Source organism: Streptomyces bungoensis (assembly GCF_001514215.1).
Classification (GTDB): Bacteria; Actinomycetota; Actinomycetes; order Streptomycetales; family Streptomycetaceae; genus Streptomyces; species Streptomyces bungoensis.
This window is the reverse complement of the sequence record NZ_KQ948852.1, coordinates 141065-165021: the sequence shown is the minus strand read 5'-3', so window position 1 is coordinate 165021 and position 23957 is coordinate 141065. Positions and strand designations below refer to the sequence as shown.

Sequence of the window (23957 nt, the reverse complement as noted above, 5' to 3'; positions counted from 1 at the left end):
TGTGGCCGGGCCGCTCCGTCCGGGCTGAGCCGGTCCGCGCACCCGGTCGGGTAACACCGCGCCCTCCGCGCCGGGCCGTTGCCTGCGGTCGTCGTACGCGCCAGCCGGGCGTCCGTGCGCGGCTGATCGGGCCGTTCGGTAGTCCCGGCCGCTCCGTCCGGACCCCGCCCGTCTGCCGCACCCAGCCGGGTGACACCGCGCCCCGCGCGCCGGGCTGTTGTCCGGGTGCTGTCGCCGTACGCGGCGAACCGGGCGTTCCGCCGGCGTGGGTAGTCCTTCCTGTCGGCAGGTCCGCCTGGCGCTTCGCGCCACCCGGGCCGTCCGGCGCGGCCATCGCTCGGGCCCGGGGCGCCGGCCGGCCGGCTCAGCCTCGTCCGCCGAACGGGCGTACGCGCCTTCGCGGCTCAGCCGTCGCCCGCCGTCATGGTCACCGTCCGCTCCGCCGAGAATCCGCCCCACGTGCCGTCCGGCAGGCGGGCCCGCAGGCGTACGCGGTGTGCGGTGCCGGCGTCCGTCCCGGCGTAGAAGCTGTAGTGGGCCCGGCCGGGCGGCGGGTCGGCGCCCCACACCAGGGAGGTGGCCGTGGCGTCGTCGAGTTGGATCCGGTACTCGGTGACGATCCCGTCGACGGCCGGCGGGTCCCAGGACAGGTCGATGTAGTACGCCCCGCCGGAGCGGTGCGTGGCGGCGGTGAAGCCGGTCGGGGCGGTGTCGCGGCCGTCGTCCGTGCCCGGCGTGGTGAGCCGGACCGGCGCGCTCGCGGGCGACAGGTTGCCGGCGGCGTCCCGAGCCCGCACGGTGAAGACGTACCGGGTGCCGGGCCGCAGCCCGGTGACCACGGCCGCGGTCCGACGCCCGCCCACGCTGTGGATCTTCACGCCGCCCTGGCAGACGTCGTACGACACCACGCTCCGGTCGTCCCGGGAGGCGCCCCAGGACAGCCGCACGGCCCGGCTGCCGGCCACCCGCCCGCCCGGCCGCGACGGGCGGGTCGGCGCCGAGCGGTCCGCCGCCACCAGCGCGGGCGTCCGCGCCCGCACCCGCCGGCTCGGCGGCCCGAGGCGCCCTTCGGTGTCCCGGGCCCGCACGGTGAAGACGTACACGGTGGACGGCCTGAGCCTGGTGACGTCCACCATGTGCTGCGCACCCGGAACTTCGGTGACCTTGGTGGCGCCGCGATACACCTCGTAGGCGCCGATCCCGGTGGCGTCCGGGACCGCGTTCCACATCACGTGCACGCTGTCCGCGCTCCCGGCCGCCGCCATGACGCCCGTCGGCGCGCCGGGCGCCCGGCCGCCGTCGCCCTCGGCCGTACCGCTCCAGCCGCAGCCCGCGACCAGCAGCACGGCCGCGCAGGCCCGCACGGCCGGAAAGGGGATGCCCCGCACGCTGTGCCTCCCCTGGGGACGGAGACGCGGGAAAGGTCCGGACCAATATGGCGCGGGTGGGGCGGCCGCAGCAAGAGGGCCGTGTTGGTGCGCCTCCCGGGGAGTTACGTATGCTGAGAGCTCTCCGCGGCTGAACCACCCTTGGAATCAGGGAAGTTCACGCACCGACGGGCGCGGAAAACGCTGTCGTCGCCGGACCCGCGCCGACGCGGGCGGCCGGCGGATCCGGGCCGACGCCGGCCCGGATCCCCGGCCCCCGCCACCGCCTCACGAAGCGTCGGAGGCGTCAGAGGCGTCAGGGGTGCCGGAAGCGTCAGGACGCTGCTCCATCCGGCCTCAATCGGGGTGATGTGCTCGCCCACCGGCAGCGAATTGTGCATGGTGTCCGGAATGTTCCCTATGAGAGGGTCCCTCAGAGTGCGTGTCCCGTCGCTGACGCTGGCCGCGGCCGGTGCCGCCCTGCTCGCCCCGACGACGCTCCCCGCCGCCGCCGAACCACCCCAGGACCGGCCGGCGGCACGCAGCGAGAACGTCGAGGCGCCTTCGGCCGTCACCGCCGCCGCCCTGCTGGACCGGCTGCACACCTGCACCCGGGTGTCCAGGGGCCGCTACCGCACCGACGACGGCGCCCCCGCGCGCGTCCCGGTCTGCGGCACCCGCACGGCGGTCTACTGGAAGGCCGACCTCGACGTCGACTGCGACGGACGGCCCACCGGACGCTGCAACCGCCGCACCGACCCGTACTTCTCCGCCGCCACCGCCTACCAGGAGTCCGGCGGCCGCTACCTGAACGCCCAGTCGCTGCCCTACATCGTGCTGCCGGCCCCGAGCCGCATCTGGGACCACCGGGCGTCGGGCATCGGGGGCGGCTCCGTCGCCGCCGTGATCTACCGGGGCCGGGTGCAGTTCGCGGTCGTAGGCGACACCGGCCCCCGCGACCTCATCGGCGAGGCCTCCTACGCCACCGCCAAGGGCCTCGGCATCCACCCGGACCCGCTGCGCGGCGGCGCCGACGAGGACGTCACGTACATCGTCTTCAAGGACGCGCGGGTCACCCGCATGGAGGACCGCCGGGCCACGAAGGCGGCGGGGGAGCGACTGGCCCGGCTCTTCGCCCACGGGGGGTGAGCGCGGCCGGGCCCCGTGCCCCGCGGGCGCTCACGTCTTGCGGTAGCCGTACGCCTCCGTGGCCGCCGCCTCCACCGCGTCGAGGTCCGCACCGGTGGCCGCCGTCACCACCGCGGCCACCGCACCCTCCACGAACGGCGCGTCCACCAGCCGAGAGCCCTCGGGCAGCTCGTCGCCTTCCGCGAGGAGCGCCTTCACGGTGAGCACCGCGCTGCCCAGATCGGTGATCAGCGCGACCCCGGCCCCCCGGTCCACCGAGGCGGCCGCCGCGGCGACCAGCTCCGCGCTGGTCCCGACCCCGCCGCCCTCCGTGCCGCCCGCGGGAGCGACGGGCACCGCCTCGGCGCCGCCCGCCAGTCCCTTCGCCATGGCGGCGACGGACGCCGCGACCTCCGCGCTGTGCGACACGAGCACGATGCCGACCCGCTTCTCCTCACTCACCGGACGCCCCCGCCGCCGCTTCCTCCAGTGCCGCGATCAGCAACGCCGAGGACGTGGCCCCCGGATCCTGGTGACCGATGCTGCGCTCACCGAGATAGCTGGCCCGGCCCTTGCGCGCCTGCAGCGGGACGGTGGCGACGGCGCCCTCCTCGGCGGCCGACCGCGCCGCGGGGAAGCCGTCGGCGAGCGCGTCCACGGCCGGGCTCAGCGCGTCGATCATGGTCTTGTCACCCAGTGCGGCGCCACCGAGCGCCATCACCCCGTCCACGCCCGCCCTGAGCGCCTGCGCCAGCTGCTCCTCACTGACCTCGGCGCCGTCCCCGAGCGCCTTGCCCGCCCGGCGCAGCAGGGTGCCGTACAGCGGCCCGGACGCCCCGCCGACCGTCGAGATCAGCCGGCGTCCGGCCAGGGTCAGCACCGCCCCCGGGGTGTCCGGTGCCTCCTTCTCCAGGCCCGCCAGCACGGCCGTGAACCCGCGCTGCAGATTGCTGCCGTGGTCGGCGTCCCCGATGGCCGCGTCGAGGGCGGTGAGCCGCTGCGCCTCCCGGTTGACGGACGCGGCGGTCGCCGTCATCCAGCGGCGGAAGAAATCGGCGTCGAGCACTGGGTCTCCTTGCGTGGTAGGGGTGTCGACCTTGCGCCGTGTCACATACCCCAGCGCAGCGCCGGGGTCTTCACCGGGGCGTCCCACAGTCGCAGCAGCTCCTCGTCGACCTGGCACAGCGTGACCGAGGCGCCCGCCATGTCGAGGGAGGTGACGTAGTTGCCGACCAGGGTGCGGGCGACCGACACGCCCCGCTCGGCGAGCACCCGCTGCACCTCGGCGTTGAAGCCGTACAGCTCCAGCAGCGGGGTGGCGCCCATGCCGTTCACCAGGACGAGCACGGGGTTGCGCGGGGGCATGTCCTCCAGGATGGCGTGCACCGCGAAGTCGGCGATCTCCCCGGAGGTCATCATCGCCCGCCGCTCGCGGCCCGGTTCACCGTGGATGCCGATGCCCAGCTCCAGTTCGCCCGGCGGCAGGTCGAAGGTGGGGCTGCCCTTGGCGGGCGTCGTGACCGCGGTCAGGGCGACACCGAAGCTGCGCGCGTTCTCGTTCACCTGCCGCCCGATGGACTCCACCCGCTCCAGCGGCTGTCCCTCGGCCGCGGCGGCACCCGCGATCTTCTCCACGAACAGGGTGGCGCCGGTGCCGCGCCGCCCGGCCGTGTACAGGCTGTCGGTGACGGCCACGTCGTCGTTGACCAGCACCTTGGCGACCTGGATGCCCTCGTCCTCGGCGAGTTCGGCGGCCATGTCGAAGTTGAGCACGTCTCCGGTGTAGTTCTTCACCACGAACAGCACCCCGGCCCCGCTGTCCACGGCGGCCGCGGCCCGCGCCATCTGGTCCGGCACCGGGGAGGTGAACACCTCTCCCGGACAGGCCGCGGAGAGCATGCCCGGCCCCACGAAGCCGCCGTGCAGCGGCTCGTGGCCCGACCCGCCGCCCGAGACGAGCGCGACCTGCCCGGCCACGGGAGCGTCGCGTCGGACGATCACCCGGTTCTCCACGTCCACCGTCAGCTCCGGATGAGCGGCCGCCATACCCCGCAGCGCGTCCGCGACGACGGTCTCCGGGACGTTGATCAGCATCTTCATGCCTGTCTCCTAGGAAGGTGGAGGGAGCCGTGGCCTCGCTCCTCAGTATCGACCTTGCACCGGGGAAGGTCATGTGCGCCGCCGAATCCCGTAAAAGCCGTCCCGCGACGGGCCGTCCGGACAATCCGGCGGCCCCGACCGAGGGCTGCGAGTACGGCAGGTGAGCGGATCCCTAGCCCAGGCCGTACAGCCGGTCCAGGTCCACGAGCACCACGTGTCCCTCGGCCGCGGCGGCGCGCAGGGCGGGCCCGAAGCCGGCGCCGCTGTAGCAGGCGGGCCGGGCGCGGGTGACGTCCTCGCCGCGGTCGGCGAGGGCCGCGAGGAGGCCGCGCAGGCGTTCCAGGTGGCCGAGGTCCATGACCTCGTCCCACCGGGCCAGGCCCACCGACAGCAGCGACCCGTCGCGGGCTCCTCCGTGGCCGCGTACGACCACGTCCGCGGTGAACTCCGCGCCCCCGGGGTCCGCCGGGCCGGGCAGGGAGCCGTGGGTCGCCGACGTGGGACGGGCGCCGAAGACGTCCGGTCCGGCGAAGCTCAGGACCCAGTCGCGGCAGACCTGGGCGAAGTGGGACCGCGCCACCAGGGAGTCGAAGTCCGGGCGGGCGAGCTTCCAGACCGCGGCCGGGTCCCGCCGGGCCAGGGCCGACCGGTGCGGCCGTACCACCGCGTGCTCGAAGGCCAGCAGCGGCTCGGCGACGCGCAGCCTGACGAGGCCGGGCCGGAAGGCGTCCGCCTCACCGTGCAGCAGGCCGTGCTCCCGCAGCAGCCCCAGACAGCGCGCGGTGTCGGTCAGGGGAGCCCCGAGGCAGTCCGCGACCTGGCCCTGCGTCGAGCAGCCCGTGGCGACGGCGGCGAGGGCGGAGTGGCACAGCGCGCGGTCCTTGTGGTCGATCTCCTCCCGCAGCAGGTGGTAGGCCTCGCGGAACAGGGGCGTGCCGGGATCGAGGACGGTCCTGCACACCCAGGCGTCGAAGTCCTCCCGCTTCTCGGGCACGTCGTCCCGGACGAACTCGTGCCGGTACGCGGGGGTTCCACCGACGACGGCGTGGACGAGCAGCGCGAGGACGGGGTCGTCGATGCCCCAGAACCGCGCGGCCCGCCGATGGTCGAACGGGTGGACGGCGAGGTGCAGGTCGCTCAGTTCGTGCAGCGGGGACGCCGCGCCGAACAGCCGGTGCATCAGCGGCAGGGAGCTGCCGCTCAGCAGGAGGCGCGCCCGTCCCGGCCGGCCGCCGTCGTGGCGCCGGTAGGCGCTGTGCAGGAGCGAGGGCAGGGCGGGGCTCTCCCGGACCAGGTCGGGGAACTCGTCGATGACGACGGGCACCGGACGCCGGTCCCCGAGGGCCAGCAGATCGTCGACGGCGTCCTCCCAGCCGTGCCAGTGAGGCGGGCGGGACGCGTGGGTGTACCGGGCGAAATCGCCGGCGAGGTGGCTCAGCGACTCGGTCTGGGTCCCTTGCCGGGCCGTGAAGTAGAAGCCGCCCAGGGCGCCGGTGACTGCCTCCAGCAGGTAGGACTTGCCCTGCCGGAGCCGCCCGCCGACCACGCCGAGCCGGGCTTCGCCGCGGTCGTCGCAGGCGAAGGCGATGAGCGCCTGCCACTCGGTGTCCCGGTCGAAGACTCGCGGCGGCTTGCCCGGGAGGGGGGTTGCGGACGACGGCACGGCGTTCCCCTCGTTCGGCGGTGCTTGCGCTTCCAGTACAACGCCGGACGCCCGGCCCCGCGACACGCGACGAGGCGCCGGACCGGAGGGGACGCTCAGGTTCGGGATGAGGCGCCGCGAGAATCGAAGGAGGTGGTGGCTTACCGAGCCGAGCGCCCGCCCCTCTGTGCTTCTCCTCCCTCACCGCCGTCCCCAGCTCCCGCGCAGGCATCTCAGAGTTGCGCCGGGCCGGGTTGCGCCGAGCCGGGTTACGGCGATGCTGGGGGCCATACAGCCGAGACGAGCACGCCGGCTCGCCCTTCGAGGACCGGGACATGCCTGACGCCGCGCACATCGTGAGCGATGTGATGACCGAGCCCGCGGTGACCGTCGGGCGCGGCACCCGGTTCAAGGAGATCGCGCGGGCCATGGCGCGGCACCGGGTGAGTGCCCTGCCCGTCGTGGAGAGCGACGGGCGGGTCGCCGGTGTGGTCTCCGAGGCCGACCTGCTGCCCAAGGAGGAGTTCCGGGGCCGCGACCCCACCCGCCTCACCCGCCCGGAGCGGATCCGTCGCCGGGCCGACCTGGCCCGGGCCCGGGCGCTGACGGCCGGGGAACTGATGACCACGCCCGCGGCCACGGTCCGCGGCGACGACACGCTGGCGCGGGCGGCCCGGATCATGGCGGTGCACCGCGTCAAACGGCTGCCCGTGGTCGGCGCCGACGGCCGGCTGCGGGGCGTGGTCAGCCGGGGCGACCTGCTGAAGGTGTTCCTGCGGCCGGACGAGGACATCGAGGAGGAGGTCCGCCGCACGGTGGTGGCCTACCTGTTCCCGGCGCTCGCCCACGCCGTCCGCGTGTCCGTGCGGGACGGAGTCGTCACGCTGCGCGGACCGGTGCACGACACCTCGCTCATCTGGGTCGCCGAGCGCCTCGTCCGCGCCGTGGAGGGCGTGGTCGGCGTCGAGACGCGGCTCAGCGGCACGGCCGCCGGCCCGGGTGGGCTCGAAGCCCCGTGAAGCCGGCTCCCCGGCCCGGCGGCCGGCTCACGCCGTCGTGCGCGGCATGCCCGGCCGCGGCGCGGCCACGCCCTCGATGTCGCGTTCCGCCGTCTGCAGCAGCTGGTGCGCGAGATCGATCATGGCCCGGCCCGCCGCCAGTTCGTCGCCGATCTCCGGCACGTCCGCGTCCGCCGGATGGCGGTGCGCGCTGCCGCGGGCGGTGAGTGCCGTGGTACCGGTGTCCAGCACCACGTGCGCCTTCGTCGTGCCCTCGTCGTCCTCGAACAGATGAAGACGAACCTTCCATTCGGCCGTGTGCGGCATCGTTCTCCTCCTCACCGGCGACACCTCGGGGACGAGACAACCGTCGGACGACGGCGGTCCCCGGCCACAGGGCCGAAGGTCCCTTCGTGGGCGGCTTCCGGTCCCGAGCGGCGCCGGCGCCTCCTCCGCGTGCGGCGGGGAGGGCATCGGGGCGATCATCGAGGGGGAGCACCCACCGTCGTCCATGTCCCGCGTCCATGTCCCGGTTCGCACGAGACGGAGGCCGCCGCCATGCCACCAGTCGTCATCGCGGGCCTGGACGGCTCGCCCGAGAGCCTGGCCGCCGCCCGCTGGGCCGCGGACGAGGCCGAGCACCGGGGCCTTCCCCTCCACCTGCTGCACGCGTGGCCGCTGCTCGCGCCGGAACCGGTCCGGGCGCCCGCTGAGGCCGATCAGAACTACTGGGCGAAGCGTCTCGTCCGCACCGCGGAGGCGGAACTGCGGGCGCGACATCCGGGCCTGACCGTCGTCGGTGACCTGGTGGCCGACGACGCCCAGCACGCGCTGCTCCAGGCGGCCGCGGAGTCGGAGATGATCGTCCTCGGCTCCCGGGGGATCGAACCCGCGGAGAGCTACTTCCTGGGTGACGTCAGCATGCCCGTGGTGGCGCGGGCCGAGCGGCCGGTGGTGCTGGTCCGGGCCGCGCCCGGGGAGGCCGGACCGCCCCGGGCGGCCCCGGGGCGCGTGGTCGTGGCCCTCAAACTGCACGGCTCCTGCGACGACCTGCTCGACTTCGCGTTCCACACCGCCGCGGCCAGGGGCGCCACCCTCATGGCCGTGTACGGGCGGAGCGTGCCGCTGCACGCCCGGGTGCCGTGGGGCGTGGACCACGACGTCACCGACGAGATGACGCGCGACGCGCACGAGGGGCTGAGCAGGGTGCTGCGTCCCTGGCGGGAGAAGTACCCGCGGGTGGAGGTGGCCACCGCCGTCCGTCTCGAAAGCCCCGCCAAAGCGGTCGTGCAGGCCGCCCGAGGCGCCACACTGCTGGTCCTGGGACGCCGCCGGCACCGCCCCGGCCTGGCGCCCCGCCTCGGCCCGGTCGCGCAGGCCGCGATCCACCACGCGCTCTGCCCGGTCGCGGTCGTGCCGCACGAGTGAGCGGGGGCCGGGCGGTGACGGCTGACGTCCAGGACGGCGGAGCCGCCGACGGCCATGCGCGGTCGGCCGAGCCGCCATGCGGTCCAGCACGAAGCGACGGGCGCGCAGCAGCAGGATGCCGCCGCCGCCCTCCGGGCCCGGTCGCCGAGGCCGCCGTCGTCCCGCACGAGCGAGCGGGACCCGGCGGGACCGGGCGGGGTCGGCCGGGTGACGGCGTGACGTCGACGACGACGAGGCCGCCGACGGTCGTGGGCGGTCAGCCGCCCGGTCGGGCGGTCCAGGGTGCGACGGCGAGGGCACGCCGCTGCCCCGGCCCGGTCGCACAGGCCGTCGTCGTCCCGCACGAGCGAGCGGGGGATCAGGACCGGGCGAGGTCAGCCGCTTGCGACGTGACGTCGAGGACGGCGGAGCTGCCGCCAACCGTCGTGGGCGATCGGCCGCCCGGTCGGGCGGTCCAGGGTGCGACGGCGAGGGCACGCCGCTGCCCCGGCCCGGTCGCACAGGCCGTCGTCGTCCCGCCCGAGTGAGCGGGGGAGTGCGGCCGGGCTTGGGGGTCAGGCGCTGACGGTGTGGCCGTCGCCCTTTCCGTCCGCCTTGCTGCGTTCCCGGCGCAGGACGTCGAGGACGGCGGAGCCGTCGACGGTCTCGTGGGTGACGAGCTGCCCGGCCAGGCGCTCCAGGGCGGGACGGTGGGCGCGCAGCAGCGAGATGGCGCGCTGTTCGGCCTGGCGCAGCAGGCGGGTGACCTCCTCGTCGACGATGCGCTGCGTCTGCTCCGAGTACGGCGGCCTGCCGGGCTCGTCGGTGACCTCGCCGAGGAAAACCTGGTGGGGGGAGGCGTAGCCGATCGGGCCGAGTTCCCGGGACAGGCCGAACTCGCGGACCATGCGGGTGGCGATCTGGGTGGCCCCGGCGAGATCGTTGGCGGCACCCGTCGACCCCTCGCCGAAGGACACGAGCTCGGCGGCGCGCCCGCCCAGGCGCACCGCCAGCAGGTCGTTCATGTAGCTCTCGCTGTACAGGTGGCGCTCGGCCTCGGGGAGCTGCTCGGTCACGCCGAGGGTGACGCCGGCCGGCAGGATGGTGACCTTGGCCACCGGGTCCGCGTGCTCGCACAGCGCCGCCACCAGGGCGTGGCCGGATTCGTGCACGGCCACCGACCGGCGCTCCTCGGGCAGCAGCGCGTTGGAGGAGTCCCGCCGCCCCAGCAGCACCCGGTCGCGGGCGGCGTCCAGGTCGTGCCGCTCGATCCGGGTCCGGTCGCCGCGTACGGCGTTGATGGCGCCCTCGTTGACCAGGTTGGCGAGGTCCGCGCCGGAGAAGCCCGGCGTGGCGCGTGCCACGGCATCCAGGTCGACGTCCGGATCGAGGATCTTGTCACGGGCGTGGACGGTCAGGATCGCGGCACGTTCGGCCTGGTTGGGCAGCGGCACGGTGACCTGCCGGTCGAATCGCCCGGGGCGCAGCAGGGCGGGGTCGAGGGCGTCGGGCCGGTTGGTGGCGGCGAGGACGACGATGCCGCTGGACTGGTCGAAGCCGTCCATCTCGGACAGCAGCTGGTTGAGGGTCTGCTCGCGCTCGTCGTTGCCGCCGAGCCGGGGCCCGCCGGACCGGCGCGAGCCGAGCGCGTCGATCTCGTCGATGAACACGATCGACGGGGCGCGCTTGCGGGCCTCGCCGAACAGGTCGCGCACCCGGGAGGCGCCGACGCCGACGAACATCTCCACGAACGCCGAGCCGGTCACCGACAGGAACGGCACGTCCGCCTCGCCGGCGACCGCGCGCGCGAACAGCGTCTTGCCCGTTCCGGGCGGTCCCACCATGACCACGCCGCGGGGTCCCTTTGCGCCGGCGGCGGTGTACCGACCGGGATTGCGCAGGAAGTCGACGACCTCGCTGATCTCCTGCTTGACGCCGTCGTAGCCGGCGATGTCGTCGAAACGGGTCGTGGGCCGCTCCGCCTCGATGATCTTCGCGCGGGACCGTCCGATGGCGCTCAGCCCGCCGCCCATCGACCCTGCCGCCCGGCGCCCCATCCACACGAAGAAGCCGACCAGCAGCAGGAACGGCAGGAAGGCGAAGACGACGGACAGCCATGCCGAGCCGCCGCCGCTGCTCTGGCTCGCCTTGATCTGCACGTGGTGCGACGTGAGCTGCTGCTGGAGCTGGGCCCCGGTGCCCAGGGCGGTGGGAATCTGCGTGGTGAACTTCGTGCCGTCCTTGAGCGTGCCGTCCACCGCCCCCTTGTCGTTGACGTCGACGGTCTGCACCTGGCTGGCGCCGACCTTGCCCTGGAAGTCGCTGTAGGACAGCGCTTCCGAACGGGGCCCGGAGCGGGCGCGCGAGAGCAGCAGGACGATCACGAGCGTCGCCAGGATCCACCAGAACAGCCACCGCCCGCCGACCGGCTGGGGCTGCCCGGCGGGCGGCTTGGGCGGTTCGCGCGGCGGCCCGGGCTTGGCGGGCGGCGTCAGATGCCGGTGCGGCATCCGGATTCGTGTGATCAACGGTTCCACGCCCTTCGTTCGGCACGGCACCCCGTCTACCAGCGTCGGTCCGGCGCTTCCCGGGCGGCAGGGGTCGAACGGCCCTGATGCGTCCCACGACGTGGTTCCGCGGCCGCTGATCCGCCCATCCAGCGGACACCGGCCGCCCGGCACGTCTCGTTGTTCCACGCGTGGCAGCTCGACGGCCGGGGACGGATGTGCCCTACGCGGCCTTCAGGGAACAACTGCGGCTCGTACTGGCGCGCAGCGAATCGGCGTTCATGGGACGCCTGGGAGTCACCGACGACCCGGCCGGGGCCCCCGAGCCCGCGCGGCCGGCGCCGGCCGTGCGTCCGGGCCCGAAGAGCGCGAGGGTGGAAAGGGGCACACACGGCGCAAGGAGGCTGCCATGAAGCGATCGGCACCGCAGCAGGCTCCCGAGATCCAGGTCGAGACCCAGGGGGAGATGCCGCCCGGAGCCGCCGAGTACGCGCAGGAGAAGGTACGGGCGCTCACCGGCCGGACCCGGGAGCCCGTTCTGTACGCCCGCGTCCGGCTGACCCGGATGGCCAACCCCGCCATGCAGCGGCCGGCGATCGCCCAGGCCAACCTGGACGTCAACGGGCGCCCGGCCCGCGCCCACGTCGCCGCCACGACCATGACCGAGGCCGTCGACCTGCTGCAGGACCGGCTCGCCGGACGGCTGGGACGCCTGGAGCAGCACTGGGAGGCCCGCCGCGGCAGGACGCCGGCGCCCGGCCCGCACGAGTGGCGCCACGGTGACGAGCCCGCCCACCGCCCCGGCTACTTCCCGCGCCCGGAGGAGGAGCGGCAGGTCGTCCGGCACAAGTCGTTCTCGCTGGCCCGGGAGACCCCCGACGAGGCGGCCCTCGAACTGGAGGCGATGGACTACGACTTCCACCTCTTCACCGACATCGGCACCGGTGAGGACAGCGTGCTCTACCGGTCCGGGCCCACGGGCTACCGCCTCGCCCAGGTGCACCCGCACCCCCACGTGGACGGCCCCGTGGCCGTGCCGCTCACCGTCAGCGACCTGCCCGCTCCCCGGATGAACGTGGCCGATGCCAGGCAGCGGCTGGAACTGGGGGGCTTCCCGTTCGTGTTCTTCGCCGACGACGCCACCGGGCGCGGCAACGTCCTCTACCACCGCTACGACGGCCACTACGGCCTGATCTCCCCCGTCGAGTAGCGGCCATGCGCCTCTCGTTCCTCGAACCGCTGTACAAGCAGCCCGGCCCCTTCGCGTCCGTCTACCTGGACACGTCCCGCGACGCCGCCGTCGACGACCCCGACGCCGCCGTACGGCTGCGCTGGCGGAGGCTGCGGGACGCCCTGGCGTCCGAGGGAGCGGACCCGGACTCCCTCTCCGCCGTGGCGGGCACCGTGGGCAGCGACACGGACGTGCCCGGCGCGCACGGCCAGGCCGTGTTCACCGCGCACGGGCGCCTCGCCCTGCTCGACGAACTGCCCGCCCCGCCCGCGCGGGACACCGCGCACTTCGGCACGCTGCCGGACACCATGCCCCTGATCGTCCAGCACGCGCCCGGGATCCCCTACCTGGCGGTGCACGTGCACTACGGCGGCCGGCACTCCACCGACGCCACCGGCACCGTGCGGATCGAGGCCGAGGCGGGCACCTGGCCGCTCACCAGGGTCACGCCCGGCCACCGCGTGGACCAGGAGGTCCCGGTGACCGACTGGGCGCGCGCCGCCGGGGAGATCGGCCGCGAGCTGGAGGGGCACGCGCGGCGCATCGACGTCGAGACGGTGGTCGTCGCGGGCGACGTCTGGGCCCGCGGCATCCTCGTCCACCGGCTGCCGGCCGCGCTGCGCGGACGGGTCGTCACCGTGGAGGGCGCCGGTGAGTCACAGCGGGGACGGGCCCTGCTGGAGCGGCCGCTGGAGGGATTCTTCACCGGGCGCATGGCCGCCCGCGACCGGGCCCTGCTGGACGTGTTCCTCGCCGAGCGGGCCCGTGGCGGGGCGTCCGGGGAAGGCCTCGCCGCCGCCGTGTCGGCGCTGCAGCGGGGCCGGGTGAAGGCCCTCTTCCTCAACGACCACCCGGAGTCGCCGTTCCGCCTGTGGGTCGGCCCGGAGCCCGGCCAGACGGCCCTGGCCGCACAGGAGCTGCGCTCCTACGGCGTACGGGAGGTCCGCGAGGAGCGGGCCGACGCCGCGCTGGCGCGCGCCCTCGTCGGCACGAGGGCCGAACTGGTGGTGGTGCCCGAGCGGGAGCTGTGGCTGAGCGAGGGCGTGGGCGTGCTGCTGCGCTACACCGAGCCCACGCTCCCCGCCTGACGGGCCTTTCCGGCGTTCACCGGCGTGCCCCGAGCCGGTCGTGCCGCGGGACGGTGGCGCCGCCGCCGGCCCGCACGGCCTCCACCACCTCCTGGTGCAGGTTCCGGCTGTCCTGCCGGGAGTCGCAGGGCACCGGGCTGCCGGTCAGCGTGAACCACTCGGAGGTGCCGCTGTACTGGACGGCCACCTCGGCCTGCCGGCCGCCCCAGGTGGTGCGCACCGTCAGGTCCCCGGTGAGCGTGCCCCCCTCGTCGGTACGGGCGCCTCCCCGGCCCGTGAACACTCCGGTCGTCGTCCAACATGTGCGGACCATGGCTCTCCGCCTTCCTTGCGGTACTGGCCTTCATGGTGACCGCCCCGCCCGCGCGCGGCCTGTGCCGACCGGCCCGCCGGCCGGGGCCGAACGGCCCTGCCGCCGCGCCCCGCCCCGCAGGCGTCACTCGTCCGCGACGCGGAGCAGGGCGAGCGTGATGTTGTCGGGGCCGCCGGCCGCGATGGCCGCCTTCCACAGTTCGAAGGCCGCGCGGCCGTCGTCGTACTCCCGCAGCAGGCCGTCGAGGACGTCCTGCGGCAGCGGGTCGGTCAGGCCGTCGGTGCAGACCAGGTACCGGTCGCCGGCGGCCACGGGAGCGGCCGTCACATGCGGGGTGACGGCACGGTGGTGCGCGGTGCCGCCGAGGCACTGGGTGACGATCGGGGTGGTGCGCTGCCCCGGTTCCAGCGGCGGGTTGTCGTCCACGCTGACCTGGAGCAGGCCGTCCCTGGGCGCCGCGTAGACCCGGCTGTCGCCCACGTTGAAGGCCACGAGCGAGCCGGACCGGACGACGGCCCCCGCGACGGTCGTGCCCATCGTGGCCAGGGCCCGCCCGTTCGCGTCCGCGGCCGCGTACACCGCGCGGTTGCAGGCGCGCAGCTCCTCGCGGACGTCGTCCTCACCGGTCAGCCCGGGCCCGGCCCGGGCGAGCCGGCGTACCACCAGGGCACTGGCCACCTCTCCGCCGGGCTGTCCGCCGAGTCCGTCGGCGACGGCCACGACGAGCGGCGTGCCGAGCGGGAACACCAGCGTCTGCGGATTCTCGGTCACGGTCGCGCACAGCGTCCACGGCCCCACGACCAGGCTGTCCTCGTTGCGGTCGCGGACGAGTCCGGGATGGCTCAGCGCCGTCACGGCGATGTACGTCAGCGGAGGCCACCGCCTCTCCCTGCGGACCGGCGGGGCGTGCCCCCGCTCGTCTCCATCCTCGCCAGGAGCCCACCGCACCGCCAGCCGCGCCGGGCGTGCGCTTCGGTCCGGCCATCGGGGGGAACTCGGTCGCCCGACGAGGGGGTCGCCGAGGCCATGGGCCGGAGGAGGTGCTGTTTGCCGTGAACGACTGGGACACACCCGACGACGTCCGGCTCTCGCCGCGGGAGCGGCTCGCGCTGCTGCGCATCGAGGCGGACCTGCAGCAGGACCGCCGCCTGGCGCGCGCCATGGGCTCGGTGGAACCCACGGGCTCGGCGCGCCGCACGGGCGCCGCGCCCCGGGACCGTACGGCCCGCCCGGCGGCCGGGCCCGCGCGGCGGCCGCGCCCGAACCGCCGGGCGGAGCGCAGGCGGCGGGGGCTGTGGCTGCCGCTGGCCGTGCTGCTGCTGGGAGCCGCGTCCGTGTTCGTCGCCGTCATGGGCATCCGCACCTCGGACCCCGTTCTGCTGTGGGGCTTCGCCCTGCTGTGGCCGCTCACCCTGCTGCAGGCCTTCCGCCTGCTGTGCCGGGCCACCCGCCCGCCGCGGTCCGGATCCGGCGGCCGGACGTCCCCGTGGCGCTGAGCGCCGGGCGCTCGGCCGTACGGCGCGCGGAAGACCCCCCGGCGCCCGCCGGCCGTGTGTGCGGCCGGCGGGCGCCGGGGGGTCTCGACCGGATCGCGGCGACGGCGGGAGGATCCGGCTCTCGTGGATCGTGGATCGCCGGGTTCCCCGCCCCGCCCGCCGAGCGCCCGCGGGGCGCTCGGTGCGTCAGCTCTCCTTGCCGCGCCCGGACAGCGCGTCGCGCATCCGGTCGACGAGGCCGGCTCCCGGCGCCAGCAGCTTGTTGGCCGGGGGGTGGTCCGGCGCCGCCGGGTGCGGGCGGGTCGGCGCGGTCTTCTTCGCGCGGCGCACCTTGTCGCCCAGCTCGTCCAGCGCCTCGGGCGGGCAGACCGCCTGCAACTGCGGGAAGAGGTTCTCCTCCTCGTCCGTCACATGCGACCGGATCTCGCTCATCAGCCGGGCCATGCACGTGTCGAACTGCGGATCGTCCGGCTCCAGGCCCTCCAGGTCCTTCATCAGCCGCTCGGCCTCGGCGTGGTCCTCGAGTTCCTTGTCGGCCAGGGCGTCCCCGCCCTTCACGTGCATGCGCACCGCCGGGTAGAGGTAGGCCTCCTCGGCCACCGAGTGCCGAACGAGCTCCATCGTGGCCTGGTCGGCCAGTATCTTGCGCTCCTTGGAACCGGGCGGCAGCGCCTCGATGCGACCGAAGATCTCCTCGACCTCACGGTGATCGGTCGTCAGTTCCTGGATGACGTTTCCGCCGTGACCCATGACGTTACCTCCTGCATGCGCGCGGCGGCCGTGTGCGGCCCGCCGGTGGAGGCGTCGAGTGCCCCGTCCGCAAGGCGTTACACGGGCGTACGCGGTGCCCTCAGCCCATCGAGTGGCGGCCTGCCGCCGCCCGGCCCTGCTCCGACAGCGCCCACCGCCACCAGTGGTCCAGGATGCGCGGCGCCGGCGCGCCCGCGTCCACCAGCGCCGGCCGGCCCACCGCCCGGGCCTGGGCGGTCATCTTGGCACCGCCCGCCACCGGGTCGACCGCGAGCACCGGGGTCCCGGTGCGCAGGCCGAGCACCAGGCGTGCAGCCGGGTCGTGACGACCGCGTCGAAACGGGAGACGAGCGCCAGGAACTGCTCGCCGGTGGCGCACAGCCGCAAGTCGTCCGTGGCCGGCCGGGTGTCGGCCGGCACCCGGGCGCAGTCCTTGCCGGCCGGCCGGCCGCGGTCAGCCGCTCGTTCATCTCCTCTTGCCGCCGCCGCGCGCCGTACTCGCCCTGCCCGGAGGACAGCGCCGGTCGGGCCGGGCGGGGGTCCCGGTGCCGTCGCGGGCCAGCACCTCGTGGAAGCCGGTGACCGCCGGATCCGCCGGATCGACGACGCTGACCCCGGCGGCGAGTCGTCTACAGATTCTGAACCCTGCATGGAGCGCGGCTACCTGCGGCCCGTGCACCGGACCGCACACGAAGAGCAGCGTGTCGTAGGCGTCCGGCCGCGCCGCCTCCGGCGTCAGCGCACCCGCCCGGAAGCCGGGGCCCCACGCCGTGCCGTACGGGACGCCCGCGCGTTCCAGCAGCGCCGAGGCGTGCCGCTGCGCCAACAGGTCGCCGGCGGTGGCCTCTCCGTGCAGGAAGCCGAACCAAGCCGGTGAGCAGCGGGCCCCCGGGCAGCCGCCCGGAGGCGCGCAGGGTGCACAGCAGGACCGCCGCGAGGTCGTCGTCCATGAGCCGTCTCCACCGTGCCGAGCGGTCACCTGCAGTCGCGCGAGTACTCATCGTTTCGGACAATAAGGATCAAAAGTGTGAAACCGGCTGGCACGGGAACCCCGTGCCGGTGCCGTCCAGCCAGCGGCGGCCGACCAGGGCGGTCCTCCGGAACGTGGGGACCCGGGCCCTGACGCCTCCCCTCCCACAGTCCTTCCCCGACGGGCCGATTCCCCCGGGCCCGGGGACACGGCACGCGCCGAACGCCTGACAGGAGCGTTCCCCGGGCGCACGCACGTGGACGACCTGGACGAAGGAGTGACCCCCATGACCGGAGAGACCCGGGCCGCCGCACGGCGGCGCGCCGTCGTGACCGGCGGCGCCGGCTTCCTCGGCTCCCACCTGTGCGAACGGCTGCTGGATTCGGGAGCCGAAGTCGACTGTGCGGACAACCTGGTCTGCGGACGGCGCGAGAACGTCGCCCACCTCGAAGGAAGGCCGGGCTTCCGCTACGTCCACTGCGACGTCTCGGACCCCGGCTGCCCGCGGCTGCTGCCCGGACCCTACGACCTGGTACTGCACTTCGCCTGCCCGGCGTCCCCCGCCGACTACCTCAGGCTCCCCCTGGAGACCCTGGACGCGGGCAGCCTCGGCACCCGCAACGCCCTGGCGCTGGCCGAACGCGACGGCGCGCGCTTCCTGCTCGCCTCCACCTCCGAGGTGTACGGCGACCCGCTCGTGCACCCCCAGCACGAGGGCTACTGCGGCAACGTCAACCCCGTCGGCCCGCGCAGCGTGTACGACGAGTCGAAGCGGTTCGCCGAGGCCCTGGTCACCGCGCACGCCGGAACCCGCGGCACCGACGCCGGGATCGTCCGGCTGTTCAACACCTACGGACCGCGCATGCGCGCCCACGACGGCCGGGCCGTACCCACGTTCATCAGCCAGGCCCTGGCCGGCGAACCGGTCACCGTGACCGGCGACGGCAGCCAGACCCGCTCGCTGTGCTATGTCGACGACACCGTCGACGGCGTGCTGCGGGTGGCGGCCAGCCGGTCCGTGCGGCCCGTCAACATCGGCGGCGCCGACGAGATCACCATGGCCGACCTCGCCCGCCGGGTGGTCGCCCTGTCCGGCTCCCGCTCGCCGATCGCCTTCATCGACCGGCCCGTCGACGACCCCGGCCGGCGCCGCCCCGACACCAGCCTGGCGCTCGAACTGCTCGGCTGGTCACCGCAGGTGCCCTGGGAGGAGGGCCTGAAGCAGACGATCGCCTACTTCGCCGCCCTCCCGGCGGGCGACGCCCCGCCCCCGGACGGGGAGGCGGCCGCGCAGTCCTGACCACTCGCCCGACCGCCGTCCAGGAGCCCAGGAGACAGCGCATGCACGTCCTCGGTATCAACGCCCTCTTCCACGACCCCGCCGCGGCCCTCCTCACGGACGGCAGCGTGGTGGCGGCCGCGGAAGAGGCACGGTTCTCCCGCCGCAAGCACGGCAAGCGGCCCGTTCCCTTCTCCGCCTGGGAACTGCCCGAGCAGTCCGCCCGCTGGTGCCTGGAGCAGGCCGGCCTCACCCCCGCCGACCTGGACGCCGTCGCCTACTCCTGCGACCCCTCGCTGGCCCGGCCCGCCGAGCAACTGGGCCTGGACGACCCCTGGGACCACCTGCGCCAGGAGTACGCCCGCCAGGCACCCGGCTTCCTCGCCGAGGCCCTGCCCGGCCTGGACCCGGCCAAGGTGCGGTTCGTCCCCCACCACGTGGCGCACGCCGCCTCCGCCGGGGCCGTCTCGCCGTACCCCGACTGCGCCGTCCTCGTCCTCGACGGCCGCGGCGAGTGCGGCTCCCACCTGGCCGGCCGCTACACCGACCGGGAACTGACCGTGCTCGGCACCCAGCAACTGCCCGACTCCCTCGGCCTGTTCTACGAGGACCTCACCCAGCACCTCGGATTCCTGCGCAGCAGCGACGAGTTCAAGGTGATGGCCCTCGCGTCGTACGGCACCCCGCGCTTCGCGGGCCGGCTGCGCGAGTACGTCCACGCCGACGTCCGGGGCGGCTTCCGGGCCCGCCCGGTGCCCTGGACCGAGCTGGTGCCCCCGCGCCCGGCGGGCGGGGCCTGGGACCAGGACCACGCCGACCTGGCGGCCAGCGCCCAACTCTGCCTGGAGGAAGCCATGCTGGCGCTCGCCCGGTGGCTGCGCGAGCGCACCGGCGAGGACGTCCTCACCCTGGCCGGCGGTGTCGCCCTCAACTGCGTGGCCAACACCCGGCTGTGGCGCGAGAGCGGCTTCCGGCACGTGTGGGTGCAGCCCGCCGCCGGAGACGCCGGAACCGCGCTGGGCGCCGCGGCGCACGTCGCCGGGCAGAAGGACACCCTGGAGCCGATGCCGACCGCCGCCCTCGGGCGCGGCTGGAGCGACGCCGAACTGCGCGCCCGGCTGGAGCGGGCGGCCGTGCCGTACGAGGAGCCGGCCGGCATCGCCGAGACGGCCGCCGAGACGCTGGCCGCCGACGGCATCGTGGCCTGGTTCCAGGGCCGCAGCGAGTACGGCCCGCGCGCCCTCGGCCACCGCTCGCTGCTCGCCCACCCCGGACGCGCCGAGAACGTGGAGCGGCTCAACGCCGTCAAGGGACGCGAGGAGTTCCGGCCCGTCGCGCCCATGGTCCTGGCGGAACGGGCGGCCGAGCTGTTCGACGGGCCGCTGCCCAGCCCGCACATGCTGTTCGTGCACCACGTGGCGGCCGGCTGGGAGGACCGCATCCCGGCCGTGGTCCACGTCGACGGCACGGCCCGCGTCCAGACCGTGGACCGGGCTCAGGAACCCCTCGTGGCCCGCGTGATCGACGGGTTCGAGCGGCGGACCGGACTGCCGGTGGTGGTCAACACCAGCCTGAACACCGCCGGGCGCCCCATGGTCGACGACCCCCGCGACGCCCTGGAGTGCTTCGGCTCCGCACCCGTCGACCTGCTCGTCCTCGGACCGTTCGCGATCCGGCGAGGGAGGGCGTTCGCGTGAGCACCGCACCCGCCTACACCATCGTCATACCCACCATCGGCCGGCCCTGCCTCGCCGAGTGCCTGCGCGCGCTGGCCCGGGCCGAGGGACACCCGCCGCACGAGGTCGTGGTGGTCGACGACCGCCCGGCGCCCGACGCGGGCCTGCCACTGGAACCGGCGGGGATGCTGCTCGACCGCGTCCGCACCCTGCGCACCGGCGGCCGCGGCCCGGCCGCCGCCCGCAACGCCGGGTGGCGCACCGCGCGGACGCCGTGGACGGTCTTCCTGGACGACGACGTCCAGGTGCTCCCGGACTGGTCGCGGCGGCTCGCCGAGGACCTGCGGGACGCCGGCGAGGACGTCGGCGGCGTCCAGGGCCGGCTGGAGGTCCCGCTGCCCCCCGACCGCCGGCCCACCGACTGGGAACGGGGCACCAAGGGCCTGGAGAACGCGGCCTGGGCCACCGCCGACATGGCGTACCGGACCGCCGCGCTCATCCGGGTCGGCGGCTTCGACGAGCGCTTCCCGCGGGCCTTCCGCGAGGACGCCGACCTCGCGCTGCGCGTCGAGCGGGCGGGCTGGACCCTGCGCCGCGGCACCCGGACCACCCGGCACCCGGTCCGCCCGGCCCACTGGTGGGCCTCACTGCCCGCGCAGCGCGGCAACGCCGACGACGTCCTGATGAGCAGGCTGCACGGGCGGGACTGGTGGGCGCGGGCCCGGGCACCTCGGGGCCGGCTGCCCCGGCACCTCGCGGTGACCGGTGCCGCGCTCGCCTCCGCCGTCTGCGCGCTGGCCGGCCGGCGCCGGGCCGCCACCGCCTGCGCGGCCCTGTGGACGCTGGGCACGGCCGAGTTCGCCCTCGCCCGCATCCTGCCCGGGCCCCGCAGCGGGCGCGAGATAGCCGGGATGCTCGGCACCAGCGTGCTCATACCGCCCCTCGCGGTCCGGCACTGGCTGGCCGGGCTCGTCCGGCACCGGACCGCCGCACCGCTGGGAGGCACCGAGTGAGCACCGAGAGCCCGCTGCCCGTCCAGGCCGTGCTGTTCGACCGGGACGGCACGCTCGTGGCGGACGTGCCGTACAACGGCGACCCGGACCGCGTCCGCCTGCTGCCCGGCGCGGCGGGGGCGGTGGCGCTCGCACGCGCCGCGGGCCTGGCCACCGCCGTGGTCAGCAACCAGTCCGGCATCGGCCGGGGCCTGCTCAACGCCGGCCAGGTCGACGCCGTCAACGCCCGCGCGGACCGGCTGCTCGGCGGCCTGGACACCTGGCTCTACTGCCCGCACGCCCCTGACGCCGGCTGCCCCTGCCGCAAGCCCCGCCCCGGCCTGATCCTCACGGCGGCCGCCCGCCTCGGCGTCCCCCCGGCCCGGTGCCTGGTGATCGGCGACATCGCCGCCGACATCGAGGCCGCCCACGCGGCAGGCGCCCGAGCCGTCCTGGTCCCCAACCCGGCCAGCCCCCGACGAGATCACCCGGTACGCGCCCCTCACCGCCCGAGACCCCCTGACCGCACTGCGCACGGTGCTCGAGGAGCGAACCAGCGGCCGGGACACGTCCCCGTACGCGCCCTCGGGCGCGCAGAGGCCCGGTGGGTCCGCCGGCCGGCGGGCGGAGGCGATCCGGAGCGCCGAGCGCGGCGACGGTCGACCGGACGTGCCCCACGCTTCCCCCGGTCCCGGCGGCGGCCCGGACCCCCAGCAGTCCTCCGTCCCTGCACCGGCAGACCCGTCCGATCGGTCGGGCCGCGGCTGGAGCGACGCGGAACCGAACCCGCCCATGGACTGTGGCGGGAGGTCTCGCGGCACGCACGCCTTCCTGCTCTCCAGCGGCGGTGAGCCGGATGCCCACGGATCCAGGGCCCCCGGCGGCGGTGGGCTCGACACGCCGCAGGCGCCCCCGGTCTCCGGCGGGCCCGGGCCCCGCGCGCAGGCGCCGGCCAGGTCTGCCCGCCGGCGGGACGAGACGCCCGGGCACCGCGAGCCGGGCGGCAGCGGGAGGGAAGCACGGCAAGCGCCCCGTGTCCCGGTGAGCCGCGGGCCCGTCGGGCGGCCGGCGGGCGCGGACGGACACGGCGGCCCCGGCGGGACGGAGGCGCACACGGGCCTCGGGGCCCGCGCCCGGGCCGTGCGGACCGATGCGCGCCACCGCCACGACGGCACGCGGCCGGAGCCGGAGCCGACGGCCCTCCGCCGTGACGGGGGGTGGCCGCGGTGAAGGCGCTCGTCGTCCGGCTCGACAGCTTCGGGGACGTGCTGCTCGCCGGTCCCGCCGTCCGCGCCGTCGCCGCGCGGTGCTCGCACGTGACCATGCTCTGCGGGCCGCGCGGTGCGGACGCCGCGCGGCTGCTGCCCGGCGTCGACGAGGTGCTGGTGTGGGAGGCGCCCTGGGAGGGGTTCGACCCGCCGCCGGTGAGCGCGGCGGACGTCGAGGGGCTGCTGGCCCGCCTGCGCGCCGCCGCCTGCGACACCGCGCTCGTCCTCACCTCCTTCCACCAGAGCCCCCTGCCGACCGCCCTCCTGCTGCGGCTCGCGGGCATACGGCTCATCGGCGCCGACAGCGTCGACCACCCCGGCCGGCTGCTGGACGTGCGCCAGCGGCGGCGGGAAGGGCGGCACGAGGCCGAGGCCGCGCTCGACACGGCGGCCGCCTTGGGCTTCCCGCCCCCGCCCGGCGACGACGGCCGCCTGCGCGTGCTGCGCCCGCCGGACACCAGCGCCCTGACCGGCAACGGCCCCTACGTCGTGCTGCACCCCGGCGCCAGCGCCCCCCGCCCGTGCCTGGAGCCCGCGCCGCTGCGCGGAGGCCGTCGCGCTGCTCACCGACGCCGGGCACCGCGTGGTCGTCACCGGAGGGCCCGGCGAGACCGCGCTCACCCGCGAGGTCGCCGGCTCCCTCGCCGTGGACCTCGGCGGCCGCACCACCCCGCGCGCCCTCGCCGGAGTGCTGCGCCTGGCCGACGCCGTGATCAGCGCCAACACCGGCCCCGCCCACCTGGCGGCAGCCGTCGGCACACCCGTCGTGTCGCTGTTCGCGCCGGTGGTCCCGGCCGGCCGCTGGGCACCGTACGGCGTCCCCGCCATCCTGCTCGGCGACCGGTCGGCGCCGTGCGCGGACACCAGGGCCCTGACCTGCCCGGTGCCCGGACACCCCTGCCTGGAGGAGGTCACCGGACAGGACGTGCTGCGCGCGGTGCACAAGCTCATCCAGGAGCGGCGCTCATGAACATCCTCGTCTGGCACGTGCACGGATCCTGGCTCACCGCATTCGTGCAGGGCCCGCACACCTACCTGGTCCCGGTCACCGGCGACCGCGGCCCCGACGGACTCGGCCGGGCGGTGACCTGGGACTGGCCGAGGACCGTCGAGGAACGCGCCCCGGCGCAACTCCGGGACGCCGACATCGACCTGATGGTGCTGCAGCGCCCGCACGAACCCGAGCTGGCCCGGCGCTGGACCGGCCGCCGCCCCGGCGTGGACGTGCCCGCCGTGTACGTCGAGCACAACAGCCCCGACGAGAGTCCGGAGCGCCAGGTCCACCCCCTCGCCGGGCAGACCGAGATCCCCGTCGTCCACGTCACCCACTTCAACCGGCTGATGTGGGACAACGGCAGGGCCCCCACCGAGGTCGTGGAGCACGGCATCATCGACTCCGGCCCCTTGTGGACCGGCACCGAGCGGCGCGCCGCGGTCGTCGTCAACGAACCCGTGCGCAGGGGCCGCACCACCGGAACCGACCTGCTGCCCCGCTTCGCCCGCTGCGCGCCCCTGGACGTCTTCGGGATGCGCACCGAGGGCCTGCCCGGGCACCTGGGCCTGCCGCCCGAGCGCTGCCGCGCCCGGGACCTGCCCCAGCACGCGCTGCACCGGGAGATGGCGCGCTGCCGGCTCTACCTGCACCCCGTGCGCTGGACCTCGCTCGGCCTGTCCCTGCTGGAGGCCATGCTCCTGGGCATGCCGGTCGTCGCCCTGGACACCACCGAGGTCCGCGAGGCCCCCTC

Annotated in this window: 22 protein-coding genes and 2 pseudogenes; 12 read left to right on the top strand and 12 right to left on the bottom strand. The window is 75.5% G+C overall.

The window, feature by feature from the left end; all coding sequences use genetic code 11:
- Positions 1–404: 404 nt before the first annotated feature.
- On the bottom strand, positions 405–1388 hold the full coding sequence (locus AQJ66_RS05000; protein ID WP_061917140.1) for a fibronectin type III domain-containing protein: 984 nt from the start codon (positions 1386–1388) through the stop codon (positions 405–407).
- A 417-nt stretch (positions 1389–1805) separates the two neighbouring features.
- Between AQJ66_RS05000 and AQJ66_RS04995 the strand changes: the two genes are divergently transcribed.
- Positions 1806–2516: a glycoside hydrolase family 75 protein gene (locus tag AQJ66_RS04995; RefSeq protein WP_061917137.1), complete on the top strand. Its 711-nt coding sequence runs from the start codon at positions 1806–1808 to the stop codon at positions 2514–2516.
- Positions 2517–2546: 30 nt separating this feature from the next.
- On the opposite strand, the gene AQJ66_RS04990 is transcribed toward AQJ66_RS04995, so the two are convergent.
- The 4 genes from AQJ66_RS04990 to AQJ66_RS04975 all read right to left on the bottom strand — a co-directional run bounded on the left by AQJ66_RS04990 (position 2547) and on the right by AQJ66_RS04975 (position 6258).
- The gene (locus tag AQJ66_RS04990) at positions 2547–2957 is read right to left on the bottom strand and encodes a PTS sugar transporter subunit IIA domain-containing protein (protein WP_061917134.1); all 411 of its coding nucleotides are present in this window, start codon (positions 2955–2957) and stop codon (positions 2547–2549) included.
- Positions 2950–3561 (bottom strand): dihydroxyacetone kinase subunit DhaL, encoded by a 612-nt coding sequence (dhaL, locus tag AQJ66_RS04985; RefSeq protein ID WP_061917131.1) that lies wholly within the window; start codon positions 3559–3561, stop codon positions 2950–2952. The genes AQJ66_RS04990 and dhaL overlap by 8 nt, the downstream gene beginning before the upstream one ends.
- 41 nt (positions 3562–3602) lie before the next feature.
- Positions 3603–4595 carry a dihydroxyacetone kinase subunit DhaK gene (gene dhaK / locus AQJ66_RS04980; RefSeq protein WP_061917128.1) on the bottom strand — a complete coding sequence of 331 codons (993 nt, stop codon included), beginning with the start codon at positions 4593–4595 and terminating at the stop codon, positions 3603–3605.
- Between the two features lie 172 nt (positions 4596–4767).
- Complete coding sequence (locus AQJ66_RS04975; RefSeq protein ID WP_061917125.1) at positions 4768–6258, bottom strand: AAA family ATPase; 1491 nt, start codon at positions 6256–6258, stop codon at positions 4768–4770.
- Between the two features lie 314 nt (positions 6259–6572).
- Between AQJ66_RS04975 and AQJ66_RS04970 the strand changes: the two genes are divergently transcribed.
- Positions 6573–7256 (top strand): CBS domain-containing protein, encoded by a 684-nt coding sequence (locus tag AQJ66_RS04970; RefSeq protein WP_208611286.1) that lies wholly within the window; start codon positions 6573–6575, stop codon positions 7254–7256.
- A 27-nt stretch (positions 7257–7283) separates the two neighbouring features.
- Here AQJ66_RS04970 and AQJ66_RS04965 read toward each other — a convergent pair whose 3' ends face one another.
- Positions 7284–7562, bottom strand: a complete 279-nt coding sequence (locus AQJ66_RS04965; protein ID WP_061917122.1) for a DUF1876 domain-containing protein — start codon at positions 7560–7562, stop codon at positions 7284–7286.
- Between the two features lie 231 nt (positions 7563–7793).
- On the opposite strand from AQJ66_RS04965, the gene AQJ66_RS04960 reads away from it, so the two are divergent.
- Positions 7794–8663 (top strand): universal stress protein, encoded by an 870-nt coding sequence (locus AQJ66_RS04960; RefSeq protein ID WP_061917119.1) that lies wholly within the window; start codon positions 7794–7796, stop codon positions 8661–8663.
- Positions 8664–9217: 554 nt separating this feature from the next.
- Here the strand turns inward: AQJ66_RS04960 and ftsH are convergent.
- Positions 9218–11170 carry an ATP-dependent zinc metalloprotease FtsH gene (gene ftsH, locus AQJ66_RS04955; RefSeq protein WP_061918271.1) on the bottom strand — a complete coding sequence of 651 codons (1953 nt, stop codon included), beginning with the start codon at positions 11168–11170 and terminating at the stop codon, positions 9218–9220.
- Between the two features lie 388 nt (positions 11171–11558).
- Here ftsH and AQJ66_RS04950 point away from each other — a divergent pair, with 388 nt between their 5' ends.
- Entirely contained in the window at positions 11559–12359 is an 801-nt protein-coding gene (locus tag AQJ66_RS04950; RefSeq protein WP_061917116.1) for a ribosome hibernation promotion factor, read from the top strand.
- Positions 12360–12364: 5 nt separating this feature from the next.
- A complete protein-coding gene (locus tag AQJ66_RS04945) occupies positions 12365–13468 on the top strand; it encodes a baeRF2 domain-containing protein (RefSeq protein WP_061917113.1) in 1104 nt (367 codons plus the stop codon).
- A gap of 16 nt (positions 13469–13484) precedes the next feature.
- Here AQJ66_RS04945 and AQJ66_RS04940 read toward each other — a convergent pair whose 3' ends face one another.
- Together AQJ66_RS04940 and AQJ66_RS04935 are read right to left on the bottom strand one after the other, a co-directional pair.
- Entirely contained in the window at positions 13485–13781 is a 297-nt protein-coding gene (locus tag AQJ66_RS04940; protein ID WP_061917109.1) for a hypothetical protein, read from the bottom strand.
- 123 nt (positions 13782–13904) lie between these two features.
- The gene (locus AQJ66_RS04935; protein WP_061918269.1) at positions 13905–14651 is read right to left on the bottom strand and encodes a PP2C family protein-serine/threonine phosphatase; all 747 of its coding nucleotides are present in this window, start codon (positions 14649–14651) and stop codon (positions 13905–13907) included.
- A gap of 182 nt (positions 14652–14833) precedes the next feature.
- On the opposite strand from AQJ66_RS04935, the gene AQJ66_RS04930 reads away from it, so the two are divergent.
- On the top strand, positions 14834–15277 hold the full coding sequence (locus AQJ66_RS04930; RefSeq protein WP_061917106.1) for a hypothetical protein: 444 nt from the start codon (positions 14834–14836) through the stop codon (positions 15275–15277).
- Between the two features lie 186 nt (positions 15278–15463).
- Here AQJ66_RS04930 and AQJ66_RS04925 read toward each other — a convergent pair whose 3' ends face one another.
- The 3 genes from AQJ66_RS04925 to AQJ66_RS39945 form a co-directional block, all read right to left on the bottom strand.
- Entirely contained in the window at positions 15464–16027 is a 564-nt protein-coding gene (locus tag AQJ66_RS04925) for a hemerythrin domain-containing protein (RefSeq protein ID WP_061917103.1), read from the bottom strand.
- A gap of 100 nt (positions 16028–16127) precedes the next feature.
- Positions 16128–16331, bottom strand: a complete 204-nt coding sequence (locus AQJ66_RS39950; RefSeq protein WP_244162749.1) for a hypothetical protein — start codon at positions 16329–16331, stop codon at positions 16128–16130.
- 162 nt (positions 16332–16493) lie between these two features.
- Entirely contained in the window at positions 16494–16853 is a 360-nt protein-coding gene (locus AQJ66_RS39945) for a hypothetical protein (RefSeq protein ID WP_244162748.1), read from the bottom strand.
- Positions 16854–17283: 430 nt separating this feature from the next.
- Here AQJ66_RS39945 and AQJ66_RS04915 point away from each other — a divergent pair, with 430 nt between their 5' ends.
- The 6 genes and pseudogenes from AQJ66_RS04915 to AQJ66_RS39940 all read left to right on the top strand — a co-directional run.
- On the top strand, positions 17284–18297 hold the full coding sequence (locus AQJ66_RS04915; RefSeq protein WP_061918267.1) for an NAD-dependent epimerase/dehydratase family protein: 1014 nt from the start codon (positions 17284–17286) through the stop codon (positions 18295–18297).
- 41 nt (positions 18298–18338) lie between these two features.
- Positions 18339–19973: a carbamoyltransferase family protein gene (locus AQJ66_RS04910; protein WP_061917100.1), complete on the top strand. Its 1635-nt coding sequence runs from the start codon at positions 18339–18341 to the stop codon at positions 19971–19973.
- The gene (locus tag AQJ66_RS04905) at positions 19970–20965 is read left to right on the top strand and encodes a glycosyltransferase family 2 protein (RefSeq protein ID WP_061917096.1); all 996 of its coding nucleotides are present in this window, start codon (positions 19970–19972) and stop codon (positions 20963–20965) included. Before AQJ66_RS04910 ends, AQJ66_RS04905 begins: the two co-directional genes overlap by 4 nt.
- Positions 20962–21795, top strand: a complete 834-nt coding sequence (locus AQJ66_RS40930) for an HAD-IIIA family hydrolase (RefSeq protein WP_425264263.1) — start codon at positions 20962–20964, stop codon at positions 21793–21795. Before AQJ66_RS04905 ends, AQJ66_RS40930 begins: the two co-directional genes overlap by 4 nt.
- A gap of 375 nt (positions 21796–22170) precedes the next feature.
- Positions 22171–23182 (top strand): annotated as a pseudogene (locus AQJ66_RS04890) (glycosyltransferase family 9 protein).
- A pseudogene (locus tag AQJ66_RS39940) lies at positions 23179–23952 on the top strand (glycosyltransferase); the annotation flags it as partial. The pseudogenes AQJ66_RS04890 and AQJ66_RS39940, both read left to right, overlap by 4 nt.
- Positions 23953–23957 lie beyond the last annotated feature (5 nt).